The sequence below is a fragment of the Haloterrigena sp. H1 genome (assembly GCF_005938085.1).
Classification (GTDB): Archaea; Halobacteriota; Halobacteria; order Halobacteriales; family Natrialbaceae; genus Natrinema.
Genome location: NZ_SMZK01000001.1, coordinates 2992138 through 3009627, shown reverse-complemented (window position 1 = coordinate 3009627; position 17490 = coordinate 2992138). Strand labels below are relative to the sequence as shown.

General features: G+C 61.8%; 23 protein-coding genes. 12 read left to right on the top strand and 11 right to left on the bottom strand.

The annotated features are described in order from the left end of the window. Positions 1-72: 72 nt before the first annotated feature. Positions 73-708: an IS6 family transposase gene (locus tag E2L06_RS15135; protein WP_138782438.1), complete on the top strand. Its 636-nt coding sequence runs from the start codon at positions 73-75 to the stop codon at positions 706-708. A 30-nt stretch (positions 709-738) separates the two neighbouring features. Here the strand turns inward: E2L06_RS15135 and E2L06_RS15130 are convergent, their stop codons facing one another. The 4 genes from E2L06_RS15130 to pdxT all read right to left on the bottom strand — a co-directional run bounded on the left by E2L06_RS15130 (position 739) and on the right by pdxT (position 2670). Continuing rightward, positions 739-1086 carry a four-helix bundle copper-binding protein gene (locus E2L06_RS15130; protein WP_138782437.1) on the bottom strand — a complete coding sequence of 116 codons (348 nt, stop codon included), beginning with the start codon at positions 1084-1086 and terminating at the stop codon, positions 739-741. A 118-nt stretch (positions 1087-1204) separates the two neighbouring features. Then, complete coding sequence (gene hisE, locus E2L06_RS15125; RefSeq protein WP_138782436.1) at positions 1205-1489, bottom strand: phosphoribosyl-ATP diphosphatase; 285 nt, start codon at positions 1487-1489, stop codon at positions 1205-1207. Then, complete coding sequence (locus E2L06_RS15120) at positions 1490-1957, bottom strand: bifunctional nuclease family protein (RefSeq protein WP_138782435.1); 468 nt, start codon at positions 1955-1957, stop codon at positions 1490-1492. Positions 1958-2052: 95 nt separating this feature from the next. Then, entirely contained in the window at positions 2053-2670 is a 618-nt protein-coding gene (gene pdxT / locus E2L06_RS15115) for a pyridoxal 5'-phosphate synthase glutaminase subunit PdxT (RefSeq protein ID WP_138782434.1), read from the bottom strand. A 181-nt stretch (positions 2671-2851) separates the two neighbouring features. On the opposite strand from pdxT, the gene E2L06_RS15110 reads away from it, so the two are divergent. Together E2L06_RS15110 and E2L06_RS15105 are read left to right on the top strand one after the other, a co-directional pair. After that, positions 2852-3067: a DUF4177 domain-containing protein gene (locus E2L06_RS15110; protein WP_138782433.1), complete on the top strand. Its 216-nt coding sequence runs from the start codon at positions 2852-2854 to the stop codon at positions 3065-3067. Between the two features lie 51 nt (positions 3068-3118). Then, on the top strand, positions 3119-4099 hold the full coding sequence (locus E2L06_RS15105) for a hypothetical protein (protein WP_212750782.1): 981 nt from the start codon (positions 3119-3121) through the stop codon (positions 4097-4099). Between the two features lie 72 nt (positions 4100-4171). Here the strand turns inward: E2L06_RS15105 and E2L06_RS15100 are convergent, their stop codons facing one another. Further along, positions 4172-4333: a preprotein translocase subunit Sec61beta gene (locus E2L06_RS15100; RefSeq protein WP_008010615.1), complete on the bottom strand. Its 162-nt coding sequence runs from the start codon at positions 4331-4333 to the stop codon at positions 4172-4174. Between the two features lie 118 nt (positions 4334-4451). Between E2L06_RS15100 and E2L06_RS15095 the strand changes: the two genes are divergently transcribed. Next, positions 4452-4721: a co-chaperone YbbN gene (locus E2L06_RS15095; RefSeq protein ID WP_008010616.1), complete on the top strand. Its 270-nt coding sequence runs from the start codon at positions 4452-4454 to the stop codon at positions 4719-4721. Between the two features lie 145 nt (positions 4722-4866). On the opposite strand, the gene npdG is transcribed toward E2L06_RS15095, so the two are convergent. Together npdG and E2L06_RS15085 are read right to left on the bottom strand one after the other, a co-directional pair. Continuing rightward, complete coding sequence (gene npdG / locus E2L06_RS15090) at positions 4867-5535, bottom strand: NADPH-dependent F420 reductase (RefSeq protein WP_138782431.1); 669 nt, start codon at positions 5533-5535, stop codon at positions 4867-4869. Between the two features lie 89 nt (positions 5536-5624). Next, positions 5625-5882: a hypothetical protein gene (locus E2L06_RS15085; protein WP_138782574.1), complete on the bottom strand. Its 258-nt coding sequence runs from the start codon at positions 5880-5882 to the stop codon at positions 5625-5627. Between the two features lie 93 nt (positions 5883-5975). Here E2L06_RS15085 and E2L06_RS15080 point away from each other — a divergent pair, with 93 nt between their 5' ends. The 5 genes from E2L06_RS15080 (at position 5976) to E2L06_RS15060 (ending at position 12219) form a co-directional block, all read left to right on the top strand. Further along, complete coding sequence (locus tag E2L06_RS15080; protein WP_138782430.1) at positions 5976-6800, top strand: glycerophosphodiester phosphodiesterase; 825 nt, start codon at positions 5976-5978, stop codon at positions 6798-6800. A 396-nt stretch (positions 6801-7196) separates the two neighbouring features. Further along, on the top strand, positions 7197-9668 hold the full coding sequence (locus E2L06_RS15075) for a cbb3-type cytochrome c oxidase subunit I (RefSeq protein ID WP_138782429.1): 2472 nt from the start codon (positions 7197-7199) through the stop codon (positions 9666-9668). Positions 9669-9847: 179 nt separating this feature from the next. Continuing rightward, entirely contained in the window at positions 9848-10615 is a 768-nt protein-coding gene (locus E2L06_RS15070) for a Nif3-like dinuclear metal center hexameric protein (protein WP_138782428.1), read from the top strand. A gap of 203 nt (positions 10616-10818) precedes the next feature. Then, on the top strand, positions 10819-11034 hold the full coding sequence (locus E2L06_RS15065) for a hypothetical protein (RefSeq protein ID WP_138782427.1): 216 nt from the start codon (positions 10819-10821) through the stop codon (positions 11032-11034). A gap of 132 nt (positions 11035-11166) precedes the next feature. Further along, complete coding sequence (locus E2L06_RS15060) at positions 11167-12219, top strand: deoxyhypusine synthase (protein ID WP_138782426.1); 1053 nt, start codon at positions 11167-11169, stop codon at positions 12217-12219. A gap of 22 nt (positions 12220-12241) precedes the next feature. Here E2L06_RS15060 and E2L06_RS15055 read toward each other — a convergent pair whose 3' ends face one another. Next, positions 12242-12646, bottom strand: a complete 405-nt coding sequence (locus E2L06_RS15055; RefSeq protein ID WP_138782425.1) for a pyridoxamine 5'-phosphate oxidase family protein — start codon at positions 12644-12646, stop codon at positions 12242-12244. 422 nt (positions 12647-13068) lie between these two features. On the opposite strand from E2L06_RS15055, the gene E2L06_RS15050 reads away from it, so the two are divergent. Next, positions 13069-13299, top strand: coding sequence for a hypothetical protein (locus tag E2L06_RS15050; protein ID WP_138782424.1), 231 nt, complete (start codon positions 13069-13071; stop codon positions 13297-13299). Between the two features lie 203 nt (positions 13300-13502). On the opposite strand, the gene E2L06_RS22005 is transcribed toward E2L06_RS15050, so the two are convergent. Next, positions 13503-13679, bottom strand: a complete 177-nt coding sequence (locus E2L06_RS22005) for a hypothetical protein (protein WP_171052388.1) — start codon at positions 13677-13679, stop codon at positions 13503-13505. A 418-nt stretch (positions 13680-14097) separates the two neighbouring features. Then, the gene (locus E2L06_RS15045; RefSeq protein WP_138782423.1) at positions 14098-14865 is read right to left on the bottom strand and encodes a hypothetical protein; all 768 of its coding nucleotides are present in this window, start codon (positions 14863-14865) and stop codon (positions 14098-14100) included. Between the two features lie 104 nt (positions 14866-14969). Here E2L06_RS15045 and E2L06_RS15040 point away from each other — a divergent pair, with 104 nt between their 5' ends. Further along, the gene (locus tag E2L06_RS15040; RefSeq protein ID WP_138782422.1) at positions 14970-15140 is read left to right on the top strand and encodes a DUF1059 domain-containing protein; all 171 of its coding nucleotides are present in this window, start codon (positions 14970-14972) and stop codon (positions 15138-15140) included. Positions 15141-15275: 135 nt separating this feature from the next. Continuing rightward, entirely contained in the window at positions 15276-16640 is a 1365-nt protein-coding gene (locus E2L06_RS22000) for a hypothetical protein (protein WP_249361445.1), read from the top strand. Between the two features lie 85 nt (positions 16641-16725). On the opposite strand, the gene E2L06_RS15025 is transcribed toward E2L06_RS22000, so the two are convergent. Continuing rightward, positions 16726-17349, bottom strand: coding sequence for a bifunctional 2-polyprenyl-6-hydroxyphenol methylase/3-demethylubiquinol 3-O-methyltransferase UbiG (locus tag E2L06_RS15025; protein ID WP_138782421.1), 624 nt, complete (start codon positions 17347-17349; stop codon positions 16726-16728). Positions 17350-17490: the final 141 nt, after the last annotated feature.

Sequence of the window (17490 nt, the reverse complement as noted above, 5' to 3'; positions counted from 1 at the left end):
CGAATAACACGGGCCGCCTGGCGGTGTTCAGATAAGGATGAAGGATGAGGCGGTTCGTTTTCTGAGTGATCTATGCCCGAAAACGACCGCCTCAATGGTTGTTTAGACGAGATCAACTTAGAGTTTGTTGAACGAGAAGCGACACCGCGATTGCTGATGAAGCTCAGTATTCAGCTGCATCTCGCACGACTCTCGCTTTCGAATACTGTATCTATTCTTGAGATATTCGGTGTCGAACGCGCTCGGTCCACCGTTCACAATTGGGTTCACAAGGCCGATCTACAGCCCGAATCTGATCGGTGTCCGGATCACGTTGCGGTTGACGAGACTGTGATCCAACTGAATAATGAGCAGTATTGGCTGTACGCCGCAGTCGATCCTAAGACAAGCGAATTGCTCCATACAAAGCTTGAGCCGACAACAACGAAGGTTCTTGCTCATTCGTTTCTTACGGAACTCTCCGAGAAACACGACGTCTCCGACGCCGTGTTTCTCGTTGATGGATCGCATTCGTTACAAGATGCATGTCAGCGTCACGGCTTCGATTTCAGATACGAGAAACATGGGAATCGGAATGCTGTTAAACGTGTCTTTCGAGAGATAAAACGACGAACCTTCTGTTTCTCAAACTGCTTTAGCAATGCCGAAGCAGAAACTGCCGACGACTGGCTCAGATCGTTCAGCTTCGCATGGAATCAGCTTATCTGAACACTACCGGCCGCCTCGAGTGAAGTGTTTTCAGGCTGCAGCCATCTCCCGACAGCTCTCGGCACACGTCGGCAAAATCTCTGCGCACGCCTGACAGTGGTCGTGATCGTGCTGTTCACACTCTTCGGCACACTCCTCACAGAGGTCCGCACAGAGTTCGCCGAGTTCGTCGTGGTAGCCCGAGTTGCGAGCCATGAATCGGGCGTGCAGCGACGCGATATCGGCGACGTCACGACAGAGCCGGATACAGCGAGCCATTTCCTCACCCTCGTCAGCGCTGGCGTCAGCACACCACTCGCAGACCTGGGCGGCCTCGAGGCAGTTGTCGATACACTCCTGCATGTGGTCGTCTGCGTGTTCGAGTTGTTGCAGTGCCATCGCTCGACGATTCGCTGCCTGGCCGATTCAACCCCCTCACGGGCACTGCAAGCACGGTCTGCTCTATCAGGCCAACACGAGTGACGCTGATCCGGCTGAACGGGTCCCAGTGGTGGGTTCAGCGCCGCGCTTCGAGTTCCGCCTCGAGATCCGACAGCTCCATGTCCTTCATCGAGAGCAACACGAGCAGATGATAGATGATGTCGGCCCCCTCGTGGGCGATCTCCTCGCGGTCGTCGTCTTTGGCCGCGAGGACGAGTTCGGTCGACTCTTCGCCGAGTTTCTCTAACACCGCGTTCTCACCTTTCTCGTGAGTAAACAGCGAGGCGGTGTAGGAGTCTTCGGGCAACGTTTCCTTTCGGTCTTCGATGACAGCGAACAGTTCTTCGAGTATTTCGTCCATTCACAGCTCACCCGACACGTTGCGGATGTCTTCGAGGTCGGCGAACTTTTCGCTGTCGTCTCGGCCGTCCGCGAAGACTCCCTCCGTGACCTCGATCGGCGCGTTCGTTCGGGCCGCCAGCGCGAGCGAATCGCTCGGCCGGGCGTCAATAACTGTCTCGCCGCGGGGTGTCTTGAGGTGGAGATCGGCGATGTACGTGCCGCCCTGACCGTCTTCGCGAGCCTCGATCTCGTTGACGACGACACGGTCGATTCGACTGCCCAGTTCTTCCATCACGTCAAGTAACAGATCGTGGGTCAGCGGCCGGCCGATATCCTCCGCCTCGAGCCCACGAGCGATGCTCGTCGCCTCGTTGAACCCGATGAAGATCGGCACGACATCGTCTTCGCCGTCGACGGTGAGGACGACCACCGGGACCGGCCCCTGGGGGGTCCCCGCGACGCGAACCGCGTCGATGGATGCCTGCATACCCCTACTGTGGGGTGGTAGGGGCAAAACACGTCCGGTCGCGAATGCATGCACGAGCCATAGCGGGACCGTCGGTGGTAGCCGTGCGGTCTGCGTTACGCCGGGTCATCGAGTCCCGGCACTACTGCAGCCTCGTTTTCGAAAAAGGCCAGCCTGTGAATCCGGCTATCGGGCGTCAGTTCGGGATGAAAGGCGGTGCCGACGACCGGGCCGTCTCGAACCGCGACCGGCCGGCCGTCCCACGCCGCGAGCACCTCGGCGTCGCCAACCGAGTCGATCGCCGGCGCGCGGATGAACACCGCCGGATACGGCTCGTCGAGGCCCGCGACCTCGAGTGGCGCTTCGAAGCTGTCTTTCTGGCGGCCGAAGGCGTTGCGCTCGACCGTGACGTCGAGTAGCCCCAGTTCGTCGACCCGGTCGTCACCGGCGTCGCTCGAGGCGACGATGAGGCCGGCACAGGTCGCGAGCAGTGGTTTGCCGGCAGCGACGTGTGCCTCGATTTCGGGGGCGATGCCGTCGCTGTGGAGCAGCCGGGAGATGGTCGTCGATTCCCCGCCGGGCATCGCCAGCAGGTCGCAGTCGGGGACGATCCCCGCGTCGCGGATCTCGTGGACGGTAACCTCGCGGCCGTGGGCTGTGGCGGCGCGTTCGATGGCGGCGGCGTGTTCTTCGACGTCGCCTTGGACCGCGACGACGCCAGCAGTTAGGGACATGGCCGCGGGTATGGATGGCGCGTTCAAAAAGGTCGCGTCACCGCCCTCCCGCGGCGAACGACGCCGACTGAGACTGTTTTTCGGCTGCTCCGGACGGTCGCAGTGCACTTCTGTGGTTCCTTCGGTCGGGAGAGTGCCTGCCCCAGCCTTACTGGCGTTGGCCACGTCCGGTCATGCATCGATGAGCCAGTCCGACGTGCGCTGCTGGGAGTACAAAACCCTCAGACCGTCTCGCGACGAAACGAAAAAGGAGGCTACGGATCCGCAAGCGGCGCTGAACGACCACGGTGCAGACGGCTGGGAACTCGTCACGACGATCGAGTACACGGGCGGTGGCACCAAGTTTCTCGTGTTCAAACGGCCCGCTGGAGCGAGCACTGGTGGCGATGAGAGGTGATCCGGTGTGACCGAAACGTCCGGCGAGTCCGACATCAGCACGGCAAACACGATGCGCGAGCGTGCCGGCGAGAGCCGCCTCAAGATCTGGCTGCTCCTCGGCGCGAACCGCCTACATGTAACCGCTGTTCTGGCGCTGGCCGTCTTCGTCGGCTTCGTCGCGGCCGTTACCCTGCTCCCGGAGCCGTTGACGCCACAGTTACAGACCGGCGACACGATCGAAACGATGTTCTCGACGATGCTCTCGGCTATCATCACCGGGACTACGCTCGTCGTCACGATCGGGCAGCTAGTTCTTTCTCAGGAGAACGGGCCGCTTGGCGACCAGCGCGACCGAATGGAGAACTCGATGGACTTCCGGGACTTCACCGAGGAGCTGATTGGCTCGCCCAGCCCGGCTGACCCATCGACGTTTCTCCGGGAACTCGTCGGCGTGGCGCAGCAGCGAGCCGAGATGCTTCACGAACAGGTCTCGGAAAACGATGCTGACGGGCTCCGAGAAGACGTCGACGAGTTTACCGACAGTCTCGTCGGCAACTCCGAAACCGTCCGCGACCAACTCGAGGGTGCGTCGTTCGGGGGCTTCGACGTCCTATTTGCGGCGCTCAACTACAACTACGGCTGGAAGATCTTTCAGGTCGAACGGATCGCAAACGAATACGAAGATGATCTCTCTGACGATGAACTGACGCTGTTAGACGAGCTGAAGACCGCGTTGAGCCTGTTCGGGCCGGCGCGGGAACACGTCAAGACCCTGTATTTCGAGTGGGCGCTCGTCTCGCTCTCGCAGATGATCCTCTATGCCGCAGTGCCAGCGCTGGTCATTGCCGGCATCATGCTCACAGTCGTCGATGCGGGCACGTTCCCCGGACGGACACTCGGCGTCACGAATATGACGTTGGCGATCGGGCTGGCGTTTACGATCACGCTCGTGCCGTTTCTGCTGTTTACGGCCTACGTGCTCCGTATCGTTACGGTCGCGAAACGGACGCTCGCGATCGAGCCGCTCATCCTCCGTGACTCACAGCGGTAGGCTACGATTCGGACGGTGTGGCACGCTCTTCGAAGGAGGCTCGGGGAGAACGTGGCTCGAGAAACAGGCGGGTTACGAGATGAACGTCAGCAGCTGGACCAGCACGCCCAGCATAACGCCGAACGCGATGACCGTCTTGGGGTCGATACGGATAGCGTTCGAGTCCTCGGAGTCGAAGTACCGGACGAGTCCGGCACTGGACATCAGCCCGCCGGTGTTCTGTCCTTTGTCCATATCCGACCCTATGGCCCCCTCGAACTAAACCTTTCGACCGGGCCGCGTCGGCGATGACGACGATGCAATTGCAGTGGGAAACCCTTATGCGCAGCGCGTGGCAAGTAGGGCTGACCGCATGACCGTCACGCTCAAGGACTTCTACGCTGACTGGTGTGGCCCCTGCAAGACCCAGGACCCGATCCTCGAGGAGCTCGAGGAAGACTGGGAGGGCCAGTTCGAAGTCGAGAAAGTAAACGTCGACGAACAGCAAGACGTCGCCAACGAGTATCAGGTCCGATCGCTGCCGACGCTCGTCATCGAGAACGACGACGGTATCGTGGAGCGCTTCGTCGGTGTCACACAGCGTGACGACCTCGAAGACGCCCTCGAGTCCGCCGGCGCGTAGACGACGACCTGCACAAGCACCAGCTGCGATTATTCTCGCTTCATCGACCGACGAGTGGCTGCACTGTCACGGTCTGCTCGTCGCACGGAGAACCGGACCTCCCTCGAGCACCGTGACCAGCACCGTCCAAGAGCCGCCGCGCCGTCTAGACCCACTTCACGCCGACGTCGTGCATGTCGTCGTTGTACTTCGCGATGTTGATGACCAGCGGCGTGACGCTCTCGACTTCCGCCGCGTTGGCCAGCGGGCCGGCCGCGAGCGCGCGTAGCCCCTCGAGTTCCCCTGCGAGATTCAGGACTGTGTCGCGGGCCGCCTCGTCGTCGGCGATGACGAGCGTATCGAGGTCGAGGTCGGTCTCGAGGTCGGCGAGTGCGCCGGCCGCGAGATTATGAAACGCGCCGACGACGGGAACCCCGTCGGGGGCCCGCTCGGCGACGAGTTCGGTCACGCTGCCGGCCGATGGTGGGTGATAGTGGAGGCCGTCTTCGTCGCCTTTCATGCCGACGGCGGGGGTTACGAGGACGGTGTCAGAATCGAGGCTCTCAGCGACCGCATCGACGGTGTCGCCGACGTGGTACGGCGGGACGCTGAGCACGACGACATCCGCGCGGTCGGCGGCCATCTCGTTGGCGAAGCCCTTGATATCGACCGAGTCGGTGTGGTCCTTGAGTGCCGCCTCGTAGTCTGCGACCGCATCACGGGCCTTCTCGGGATCCCGCGAGCCGATGAGGATCTCGTGGCTTGTATCCCGCGCGAACCGCAACGCGAGCCCTTCGCCGATATCACCAGTGCCGCCAAGTAGTGCAATTCGCATACCCATCTCTCGGGACGGAACGCGAATAAAAGGGCGGGAGGGCGGCCGATCTCGCCGGGTTCTCGAGCGAGGGCTGCACTCGACGCGACCTAGGGCGCGTCGTCTTCGGCGGGGTTCATCGCTGCCCCGAGCCCGCTGTCGTAGGCGTCGCGCTCGGTCACCTCACGGAGCCGCTGGTCCAGTCGCGTTTCGAGTTCCCGTCGGCGATCCGCGTCGACGTCCGGCTCGCCCTCGAGCGTGCGAACGTCTTCGCGAGCCGCCTGCAACACGGTGACGGCACTCTCGGTCTCGAGGTCAGCAGCGCGATCGAGTGCGCGCTCGACGGTCGCGAGCGTGGGGTCGGTCATAACAGCGGTTCGCGGGGAGTCGGGATCAACGGCGGGCCGGAACACGCCACGTCCGAGCGGAGGTTCCATTACCCGGCCTGCCGACGCTCCGATATGGCCCAGCCTGCCGTCATCGCTCACCGCGGCTACGCCGGCGTCGAACCCGAAAACACCGTCGAAGCGGCCACACGCGCGGCCGCCCACGACGAGACCGCGATGCTCGAGATCGACGTCCAGCCGGCCGCCTGTGGCACCCCGGTAGTGATCCACGACGAGCGCCTCGACGGGCGTCGCGACGGCCGGCCGTTGACGGACGCTACTGGACTTGTCCGGGAGACGCCACTCGAGGACCTGCAGGCGACCCGCGTGCTGGGGACGGACGCGACGGTGCCGACGCTGGTCGACTTCCTCGCGGCCGTCCCCGAGACGGTCGGCATCAACGTCGAACTGAAAAACCCCGGAACAACGTCGCTGCGCGTCGGTGAGTCACTCTCGTCGGCCGACCGTGACCAGCGCCGCGAGGTGTGGCAGCCGTTCGTCGAGCGCATCGTCGCCGACTGTGCCACCTTCGGCGGTAACCTGCTGTTCTCGTCGTTCTGTGAGGGTGCGATCGCGGCGCTGCGAGCGGTCGCTGACTACCCTGTGGCACCGCTGGTGTGGGACGACCTCGAGGCCGGCCTCGAGATCGCACGGCGTTACGATTGTGAGGCGATCCACCCGCCGCGGAACGCGATCGCTGGGACGCACATGGTTGAGACGGAGTATGCTGGCGTTCCCGCAGCCGAACCCGCGATCGACGTCCTCGAGATTGCCCACGCGGAGGGACGTGCGGTCAACGTATGGACGGCGACGAACTGGGTGCAGTTCGACGCGCTCGCGGCGGCCGGTGTCGACGGCATCGTCGTCGACTATCCCGGGTTGGCTCGGGGGCTCGAGTGACTCCATCGACATCGCACTGACTGCTGTCCGGAAGTATGACAGGGGCCTGTATGACAAGTCAGTGCATCCCTGATCGCACCACAGGCCTGCGATCAGTGCGCACTCGTCGTTACTACAGATCGACGCGCTCAGTCTCTCGGTGCGCGTCCATCGTTGCTCGAGTCGTATTCGAACTCGGCTGCCAAGCTGATCGTCACTGCGTGTCTCGGCAGAGAAGTAATGCTTGCAGATGCGTCGGGTACCTTGATACGTGCTATCGTGGTACGACGGCGAGTATGAGCTTCCGTCGCGTACCGAGGTGCTGTCTCGGCCGGTGTTTCGAACCGCTTTGTCACAGCGTCTCCGACGTGACGATGGCTGTGTGGGGCATTACCCGGTTCGTGGGGGTGTCGACCGATGAGTGAGTTCCCGCCACGAACGACGATCAAGCGGTGGCTGGTGACGACGAATCACAAGGACGTCGGGATTCTCTATTTGTTTACCGCGCTGTTCCTGCTCGTCGCCGGTGGGGTCCTCGCGTTGCTGTTCCGGATCCACCTCTGGGAAGCGGGCGGGATCGGCTTCCTGACGAACACCCAATATAATCAGGCGGTGTCGGTCCACGGGCTCTTGATGGTCTTCTGGTTCATCTCGCCGCTTGGGTTTGCCTTCGCAAACTACGTCGTCCCCTTACAAATCGGGGCGAAAGACCTCGCTTTTCCCCGGCTGAACGCCCTGAGTTACTGGTTCTACCTCTTTTCGGGAATTCTGATTCTGCTTTCCTTTTTCCAGGGGACCACGTGGGCTAACGGCTGGTATATGTACGCACCGCTGAACGTGCCGATCTACAATCCCGGCTACACGCTGACGATGGGCGGGAACACGACGATCCTCGCGTTGACCCTGTTCGTCATGTCGGTTACCCTCGGCTCGGTGAACTTCCTGACGACGATCCACTGCTGTCGCGCCGAGGGGATGGGACTCTGGAACATGCCGCTGTTCACCTGGGGGACGCTGCTGACCGTCTGGATGATGCTGTTTGCCTTCGCAGCGCTGCTTGCCGCGCTTATTCTCATGCTCTCCGACCGGCTCTTGCTCACCCAGTATCTCTCCTCGACGGCCGACGGCTCGAGTCTCCTCTGGGGGCACATCTTCTGGTTCTTCGGCCATCCGGAGGTGTACATCGTCTTCTTCCCCGCGCTGGGGATCATGTTCGAGATCGTTCAGACGTTCACCGGTCGTCGGCTGGTCGGTCGCAAATGGGTCATCATCGCGATGGTGCTCGTCGCGATCCAGTCCTTTTTGGTCTGGATGCACCACATGTTCCTGACGACGATCAACCTCCCGATCAAGACGCTGTTTATGGCGACGACGATCGGGATTTCGTTGCCCTTCGACTTGATGGTCTTCGCGATGATCTATACGATGGTCAAAGGTCGGGTACGGTTTACGACGCCGTTCCTGTTTGTCCTCGGCGCGCTCGTGTTGTTCATTATTGGCGGGATCACCGGCGTCTTCCTCGGCGCGGTCGTCCTCGACTACGAGTTCCGAGGCACCTACTGGGTCGTCGCACACTTCCACTACGTGATGGTCTCGGGAGTTACTGCGTTGATCGGCGGGCTCTACTACTGGTGGCCCAAGATCTCCGGCAAAATGTACGACGAACGGCTAGGGAAGCTCAGCTTTGCCGTCTACTTCGTCGGGTTCAATCTGCTGTACTTCCCGATGTTCATCGCTTGGGAGACGCCCCGGCGGGTCTTCAACTACGCCGAGAGCGCACAGATCTATCAGCAGCTCGCTACCGTCGGCGCGTTCGTGCTCGCCCTGTCGATCCTGCTCGTCTTCATCACGCTCGCGAAGAGCTTCGTCTCGGGGCCGGACGCCCCCGACAACCCGTGGCAGTTCGCACGCACTGCCGAGTGGGCGACGACCTCGCCCCCGCCGCTCGAGAACTGGCCGAACCGGCCCAGCTACGCCAGTGGGCACCTCGAGTTCGTCGACGACGCGACCGCGGCCGACGGCGGTGCGGTCGCCCACGGCCGGGCAGGACAGACCCAGTCGCTCGAGACCGAGCACGAGGATCACGCGAGCATCTGGCCGTTCGGGATCGGGATCGGGATGTTCGTTACGTTCCTCGGCTTTTCCGGACTGACACCGTTCGTCGCCGAGTTCGCGGTCCCACGCGGGGCGGAACTCGCCGGTAACGCTGCCAACTCGCCGAATATCCTCTATCCCGTGCTGTCGCTCGTCGGCATCGGAATCCTCGGCTACACACTCTTCGAGTACGGCCGCGAGGAGTTCAACGCGCCCGAGATGACGATCGCCGAACGCTGGCCGTTCGAGGGCGTCGATACGACCAAAATCGGCGTCTGGTTCTTCCTCGCGTCGGACGTCGTCGTCTTCGGAGCCGTCATCGGCGGCTACGTCTTCATGCGACTCAGCACGGGCTGGGGCGAGATCGAAACCGTCCCGCCATCTGCAGTCATCGGGCTGGTCAACACCTACGTGCTGTTGACCTCGAGTTTCACGGTCGTTCTCGCGTTGACCATGGCCGAACGCGGAAACAAACGCGGCCTGCTGGCGTCGATGGGCGCGACGCTGGCGCTCGGGCTCACGTTCCTCGCGGTCAAGGGCTATGAGTGGAGTCAGGAGTTCGCCCACGGCATCTACTGGTTTACCGACCTCGAGTACTCGATGTACTTCGTGACGACTGGCCTGCACGCCTTACACGTCATTCTCGGCTTGCTCATCGCCGGGTTCATGGTCTATCGGGTCCTGACCATCGACGCCTATCTCGAGGACGACCGGCCGGTCGAGTACTTCGGGCTCTACTGGCACTTCGTCGACATCGTCTGGGTCATCCTCTTCCCGCTGTTCTACCTCATGTAGCGCGGGCGGCCCGTTTTTCAGCCTGATACGGACTCTCGTCAGTCAGTGCCGGCACACCCGCATGGCGAGTCGTGGGTTCGCTGGGACCCAGTGACAGCGGGCCGTATGAACCGACGCATGCTCGAGCCGTCGGCGCTGAATCAGTCGGATACAAGAAGAGCGCCGCCGAACGGCCGGCTATGGAACTTGCGCGCGTCGTCGATCGACTCGACGCGGAGCTTCGAACCGCAGACTACGCTGACCTCGATGCGAGCGCGAACGGCCTACAAGTCGGCCCGGACGACGCCGACATCGAACTCGTCGTCTTTGCCGTCGACGGCGTCCGTGAGACGTTCGAGAAGGCGATCGAAGCCGACGCGGACCTGCTCGTCGTCCACCACGGCCTCTCGTGGGGCGGGTTCGATCGCGTCACCGGGCAGACCTACGACCGGCTCGCGCCGTTGCTCGAGCACGACCTCGCGCTGTACGTCTCGCACCTGCCGCTCGACGGCCACCAGAAACTGGGTAACGCCGCGGGGGTCGCCGACGTCCTCGAGCTGGAAAACCGCGTCCCATTCGGCGAACTCGGCCCCGAACACATCGGCCAGCGCGGGACGGCAGCCGATCTCGACACCCCCGACGAGTTGCGCGACCGGCTCGAGGCCGCCCTCGATACGGGCGGTCAACCGGTCCAGCACCTCGCCTTCGGCCCCGACGAGATCGACGACGTCGCGATCGTCACCGGCAGCGGGATCGACTGGCTCGAGGAAGCCGTCGCGGCCGACGCGGACGCGCTCGTGACCGGCGAAGGGAAAGGGAAGGCCTACCACGAGGCCAAGGAGGCGGGCATTCACGTCTTCCTCGCGGGCCACTACGCGACCGAAACGTTCGGCGTGCGATCGCTGCAGTCGTTGGTCGAGGAGTGGGGGCTCGAGACGACGTTCCTCGACGTGCCGACGGGACTGTAGTTCCTCCCAGCGGTACGCACAGCGATCGGTACCTCGGTGGCTGGTCCGGGATCTCTGTGAGCCCTGCTGGGACTCTCGAGTAACATGCAGTCTCTGTCTCTTTTGGCCAAATCATCAAATAAATGTATAGATATTCTGAATGTTTTATTTCTAATTAGGAGGATTTACCTTCGATAGCTTTCGTATTTTGCGTTGGTGATACGGTGCCAACGACGACCTTAGAGACGATCGAACACTTACTGAACGGAGCCGCTGAAGAAGCGACCAGCCCGGAGGTCAGGTACAAACTCAACAGTGCGCGGCAACTGCTGAAAGTGCTCGAGCATCGCGAGAACGAGCTGCACGAAACGGTCGCTGATTCTGTAGACGATGAAGAATTATTGGCGGATTTACGCGATCTGGGATATCTTGATGACTAGTTCCCGTTTCTGATTTGGAACCTCGGTTGGTAAATCGAGTAGACATCGCGAGTAAGCGATTCTGCGTCCGTCTCGAGCGATGGAACGACCTGAACCGCGACGTTCAAATCGGTGGCTCGCGCATGCGTGACCATGAGCGACGAGCACGAGCACGACAGCGATGCCGAGGGAGACGCGGACGGCCATCACGAGCCCGACCGCGAGACCTTCTCGCACGATCCGATCGGCCACGCCGAAGTCCGAGCCGGGATGACGGTCGGTGAACTCGCCGATGAGTACGGTTCGGCCGGCGTCGGCGCGGCGAACCTCCACGAGGCCGTCGACATCACCGAAGCGATGTTCGACGACGACGTGACCGTCTTCTTCAGCCTCGCGGGCGCGATGGTTCCGACCGGGATGCGTGCGATCGTCGCCGATCTGATCCGCGACGGTTACATCGACGTGTTGGTCACGACGGGCGCAAATCTCACCCACGACGCTATCGAGGCCATCGGCGGCAAACACCACCATGGCGAGGTCCACGCCGAAGGGAAGACCGAACGCGAACACGACGAGCAACTGCGCGACGAGGGCGTCGACCGCATCTACAACGTCTATCTCCCTCAGGAGTTCTTCGCGACGTTCGAATCGCATCTGCGCGATGAGGTTTTCCCGGTGCTCGAGGAGGACGGCATCGTTTCGATCCAGCGACTCGTCGAGGAACTCGGCCGGGCTAACGCCGAGGTGAACGAGCGCGACGACGTCCACGAAGATCCCGGCATCGCCGCCGCGGCCTACGAAAACGACGTGCCGATCTACTGTCCCGCCGTCCAGGACTCCGTGCTGGGCCTACAAGCGTGGATGTACTCCCAGACGTCCGACTTCTCGCTGGATGCGCTGGCCGACATGACGCCGCTGACGGACATCGCTTACCACGCCGACGAGGCTGCCGCGTTCGTCGTCGGCGGCGGCGTCCCGAAGAACTTCACCCTCCAGACGATGCTCGTCTCACCCGACGCCTACGACTACGCCGTTCAGCTGACGATGGACCCCAAACAGACCGGCGGGCTCTCCGGGGCGACCTTGGACGAGGCCCGCTCGTGGGGCAAACTCGAGAAAGACGCCGAGAACGTCTCGGTCTACGCCGACGCGACGATCACGCTTCCGCTGGTCGTCGCGGCCGCGCGCGAACGACTCGAGAACTGAAGCGAGCGCAGTCGGACGAGCGCTACTCGACCGCGTCGTCGTCGTACGTCCGGTAGGTCGCCGAGCCGACCTCGATCCGGACTAGCGTATTCTCGGCGTAGGCGTCGGGACCTGCACCGTATTTCTCGTTGATCCGGCGGCGAGCAGCAGCCGCTTCGTCCTCGTTTTCAATCACTGTCGCCGTGCCGAGTAGCGACACCATCCAGCGTGTCTGCCCTGCCTCGTCGTTCTGAATCGAGAGGGCAACGCGTGGGTTTCGCCTGACGTTCGCCAGCTTTCGGCCTGTCGTCACGATTTCGACGACGCCGTCGGCGTATCGGTACCAGACCGGTGCGACGTGAGGGCGTTCCTCGACGCAGGTCCCCAGATGGGCCATCACCGGTTCGCTCTCGAGCAATCGTTCTGCTTCCGGTGGAACGGTCGACACGGTGGTATCGCCGACGGCGAGTGGAAAAAACGTGGGCCTTGATACGGTCTGCTGTCAGTCGGTGCCGACGCACCCGCGATCGTCTTGCGGGTGTACCGGTACACAGTGCCAGTAAACCGTACGAGCGGTTCCGAACCGTGGGGGTAGTCGGCCGTCAGAGTTAGTACTCCACCCGCAGCCGCTGTCCGTCCAGTCGCAAGTATTGCCACAGCGTTCCCGTCAGTCCGGACGCGGCGATCCAGATAGTGTCACGCTCTCCCATGGTGATTGGTTTCTGACACCCTCCTCTCGAGATGAGATTTATCATGAACTTTTATAACCATGGGGGCGGTACGAGGGTGTACAGATGTCGGTCGTACACGTAGCAGCCTGAGTTCATTGCCGACCAGTACCGTTTCCGACGACACTAATACCCGACCGACATGCACACAGAATATCTGACCCGAACCGAGTCCGAGCCCGAACCCGAACCGACGCCCGACCGAACACGAGCGACGCCCGCGAGCACGAACACGACCCCGCTCGAGGACCCGCGAACGGCGACCGATCGCGCCCCCCGGATGTTCTCCCATCGCAACCGGGCGCGACTCGAGAATCTGGTCGACGAGTGGAACGCGGCGTTTGCGCCCGGTCGAACCGACGAAGCGGCGTAAGCTGAGTGCTGTTCTGTCGAATCCAAACCGTCTTTGGAGCGACAGCCCTACGCTCGCGTGGCCGATGACGATGCACCCGCTCCGAGCCGGACTCGGCATCCGGTGGTGACGAGCCCTATGAGTGCTGAGGCCCAACTTCTGACACTATATTCCCCACTCCGACAAATATGTCTACTGATATTATTCGAAAGTAATTATACCGGTTAGCGCTGGGGGCTGTCAAGACTCAATACGGCGGTGAATAGGACGGCGGCAACAACCATGAGGCCGCCGATCGTGGCCTTGTATTTAGCCGAACCGGGGATCGCGGAGAGCACATAGATGCCGACGAATGCTGCGGTCCAGATAATGAGCGATGCAGTGATTCCGGTTGATCTCACACAATACAGATTGGATGTGGAGAATTTTAAACATTAGGTGAGGAAAGATCTGACAATTCCAGTTAACGCCATTAGGTATTTATTTCAATTTACTGAAAGTTTTCTTAGAATGGACCTTAATGATGCCGATCTTGACATGGGTGCTCCTCAAATAAACCACAAGCGGTACTTCATCTGTACCTACGAACTGCGAGGCAATCAAGATAGAATCTATCATGAAGACCCGACGTGTCCACAGATCCATAGTGGGAGCGACGTTCCGTTTGGTGCCCTTGCAACTGTGTTTGTTCCTGAAGCAGCGAATGGGAGCGGGCTAACCTTCTGCTCTCAGTGCTGTGATGTGACTCTGTCGGAGCACGGCGAATAAATCATAGCCTCCGTCAGGGTCACAACATCACTGATGTGGCAGAGAATTATCCTACATAAACCGGGACCAAACTGAGTGCCGCTCGACGTCGTTTAGGATCGATCGCAGCTCCTCGAGATCCACGCCGTCGGAAGGCGGTGACTCGGCCCTCGAGCCGCGCTCGCGCTCGCGATCGGGATCGACGAACGGCTCGAGGTCGAGTTCGTCGATCATCGCTGGCGAGGCGATCGACGCGATGAGGCGCAGAATCGACCGATTCACCTCTTTCATGGCGCGGCGCAGCTGACGAAGATCCGAGAGCCGTTGTCGGGTCTCCGCCGAGAGATCCGCTTCGGAGACGGACGTGTCCGGTTCGATGTCCAGTTCGGTGGGGTCGATGACGATGTGGACGTTCCCGATATCGTCAAAGTGAATGCGCTCTCTGTGCTGTCGTAGCCGATTTATCCGGTCGATCGTATCGTAGACCTCGAGCAGCGAACGGCGAACGTCGGGCGAGAGGCGAAGGAACATGCCAGTGTGCTTTAGCTGGTCAAACGCCGTCGTCGAGAGGGAACTCGGAAACGAGACGACGTATCTGATCTCCAGTCTCGTTCCCGGGGGAACCTCGATCGGCAGGTCAACCTGCTGGCGCTGCAAGTCGCCCGTGAGGAGCGTGGCGAGATCACGCACTCGCTCGGTGTTTTGCTCGAGTTCGGTCTGGATCGCCCGCAGCGACTGAATTTCCTGCCACTGATTCCGCAAGTAGAACGTGAGGAAGACGGCGAATAGCGCGGTGACGCCACCAGCGAGAGTCGAGATCACGGCCTCCGTCTCCACCATGTGCTGTCAATCGTGAGCAGTGTACAAATGCTGCGTGGGCGGTCGTAGGCGTCCCACGCTCGTGCGGGCGGCAGCTACATGGCGCTTGCGCTGGTCTCTCACACATGGTCACGGAACGGTATCGATTCGAGTGTCGTGACGTCGCGGATTGCGACGTGGTCGTCTACAGCGAGTTCGAGGAGTCGATATACGAGGCCGCACGGTCTCATCTGAAGGATATCCACGGGCGTGACGTCTCCGACGAAGACATCGAACCCTATATCGAAACGCTCTGATACGGGTTGCTGTCCCGAGTTCTTGACGTACCGAAACTGACTGACAACAGTCCGTACGAAGCCGCTGACACACCGCGACTGGATCTCAGGTCACGTTCTATTACGATTGCCGCCGGACGTGAACACGGAGCAATGATGGGACCCACGTTCGGAAGCAGTGCGTCGACCGAGGCCGGCGCCTCGATGCTGATCGATCGACACGTGCCCGAGTTCGACGTCACGGTGGTCCGACACGCCGTCGTGGACACCGATCCTGAGACAACCTACGACGCGATGCTCACTGCTGATCTGCTGGACACCGGGCCGATCGTCCGCACCCTCGGGCGATTGCGAACCGCCCCGTTGGTGGCGTCACAGCGGCTTCGGGGCGTCTCCGGGGAACCGGAACCCGAACAACTGCGATTCGTCGACGTGGCGAAGACCGACGAGTGGCTGCACCTCGAGGACGCGCCCGGCGAGGAGTTCGTCTTCGGTGCAGTCGGAAAATTCTGGCAGCCGATGATCGAATGGCGACAGATCGAGCCGGAGGCGTTTGCAGCCTTCGACGAGCCGGGCTATGCGAAACTCGCGATCAGTCTTTCCGTCCGACCGTACGGTGAGGGGCGGACGTTGCTGTCCTACGAGGCGCGCACGGCGACGACCGACGAACGCGCTCGCCGCAATTTCCGATGGTACTGGCGGGCCATCGGGCCGTTCGCGGGCTACCTGATGTTACGCGCACTCGAGCGCATCAAAGCCGACGCGGAGAGACAGGCAAGTCGGAGGTCGACGGTGCCCAGTGCCGACGTGGGCAATCGCGACCGTTCGAACGGGCCGAGCAGCCGACGCATCGCAACGGTCATGCTCGTCCTCGCGGCCACGTACCACTTCGGGGTCCGACTCTGGCATCGTCGCTGGGGTGTCCCTGCAAGCGACGTCCAGGCACCCCTGCCCGGTGACGATCTGCTCCCGGGCGCGACGGACCAGGTCACCCACGCGATCGAGATCGATGCCCCTGCCGAGGCAGTTTGGCCGTGGCTCGTCCAGATCGGTCAGGGTCGCGGCGGCTTCTACAGCTACGACTGGCTCGAGAACGCCGTCGGTGCCGACATTCACACCGTCGATCGAATCGTGCTGGAACTCCAGGAACTCGAGGTGGGTGATACCATCAGGCTGGCACCCGAAGACTATCCCGGCTCGTCACCCGAATCCGCGCCGACGGTCGCGCGTCTCGACCCCGAGCGAGCGCTCGTCCTCATGCCGCCCGGCGAATCGCCGGCGTGGACGTGGGCGTTCGTCCTCGAGCCGATCGACGAGGACACGACGCGGCTGTTCGCACGCATGCGATCGAAGCCGCGACAGTCGTCGATCGGCCCGTTCTCGGAGGGGTCGCCGCTTCGTGCGATCACCAACTACCTCTTCTGGGAGCCAGCGCACTTCGTCATGGAACGGAAGATGCTCACGGGGATCAAGCGGCGTGCCGAACAGGCGACACAGATCGATTCGGTCTCGACAGCGTGACCGAGCGGATGACTATCCACGAGTTCGGCGCAGCCAGCCGACTGCTGTTCACTCGCCGAACTGCTCGCATCGTACACCAGATGGGCTACGCCTGTGGCGTGCGAAACGTTCGAACGGTATCTCGCTTGCCGGACGTGGCCTCGACCTCGAGTAAGCCCAACTCGGTAAACACACGGTTCCAGTCACGGTGGTACAGCGGGAAGTCGTCGTTGACGTAGCTCACGTCGGGGGCCGCTGACTCTGCCTCGTCATCTTCGCCTTCGTTTTCGATCGTAATGAGGAGGTCGGCGGTGATTCGGGGCAACTCCTCGAGCACCCACTCGGCGTCGGGATGGAGGTGCTGGAGCGTTTCGACCGAGTAGACGACGTCGAATTGGTCGTCGTCGAAGTCACCGACGACGGCTTCGATCGAGTCGTGATAGAACGTCCCGTCGGCGGCGAGGTCGGGGTAGGTCTCGGCCATCACGTCGAACGCGTCGTCGTTGACGTCGATCCCCGACAGGTCCTCGAAGCCGTGCTCGTGGAGGTGTGCGAGGTGGCGGCCCGAACTACAGCCGAGTTCGAGGATCGCTGCGTCTCGGCCGACGAACCGCTCGAGAATACTGCGGATCGTTTCGCTGGTCTCGTCCGGCCCGTAGTAGGCGTAATATTCCGGTGAGTACTCGCCGGATCGCTCTGCCCACTGGCGACGGACCTCTGTAGAATTCACGTGTAGTACTGCCGACCCACACCTAAAGTCTAGTCGACTCGACGCAGCCGCTGATGTCGGCGATGGATTGGCGCTGTACCAGGCAAAAAGCGGTTCGGTTGCTCGCGGACGTGGCGCTTGGTCTTGTTCGGGTGTCGAGGT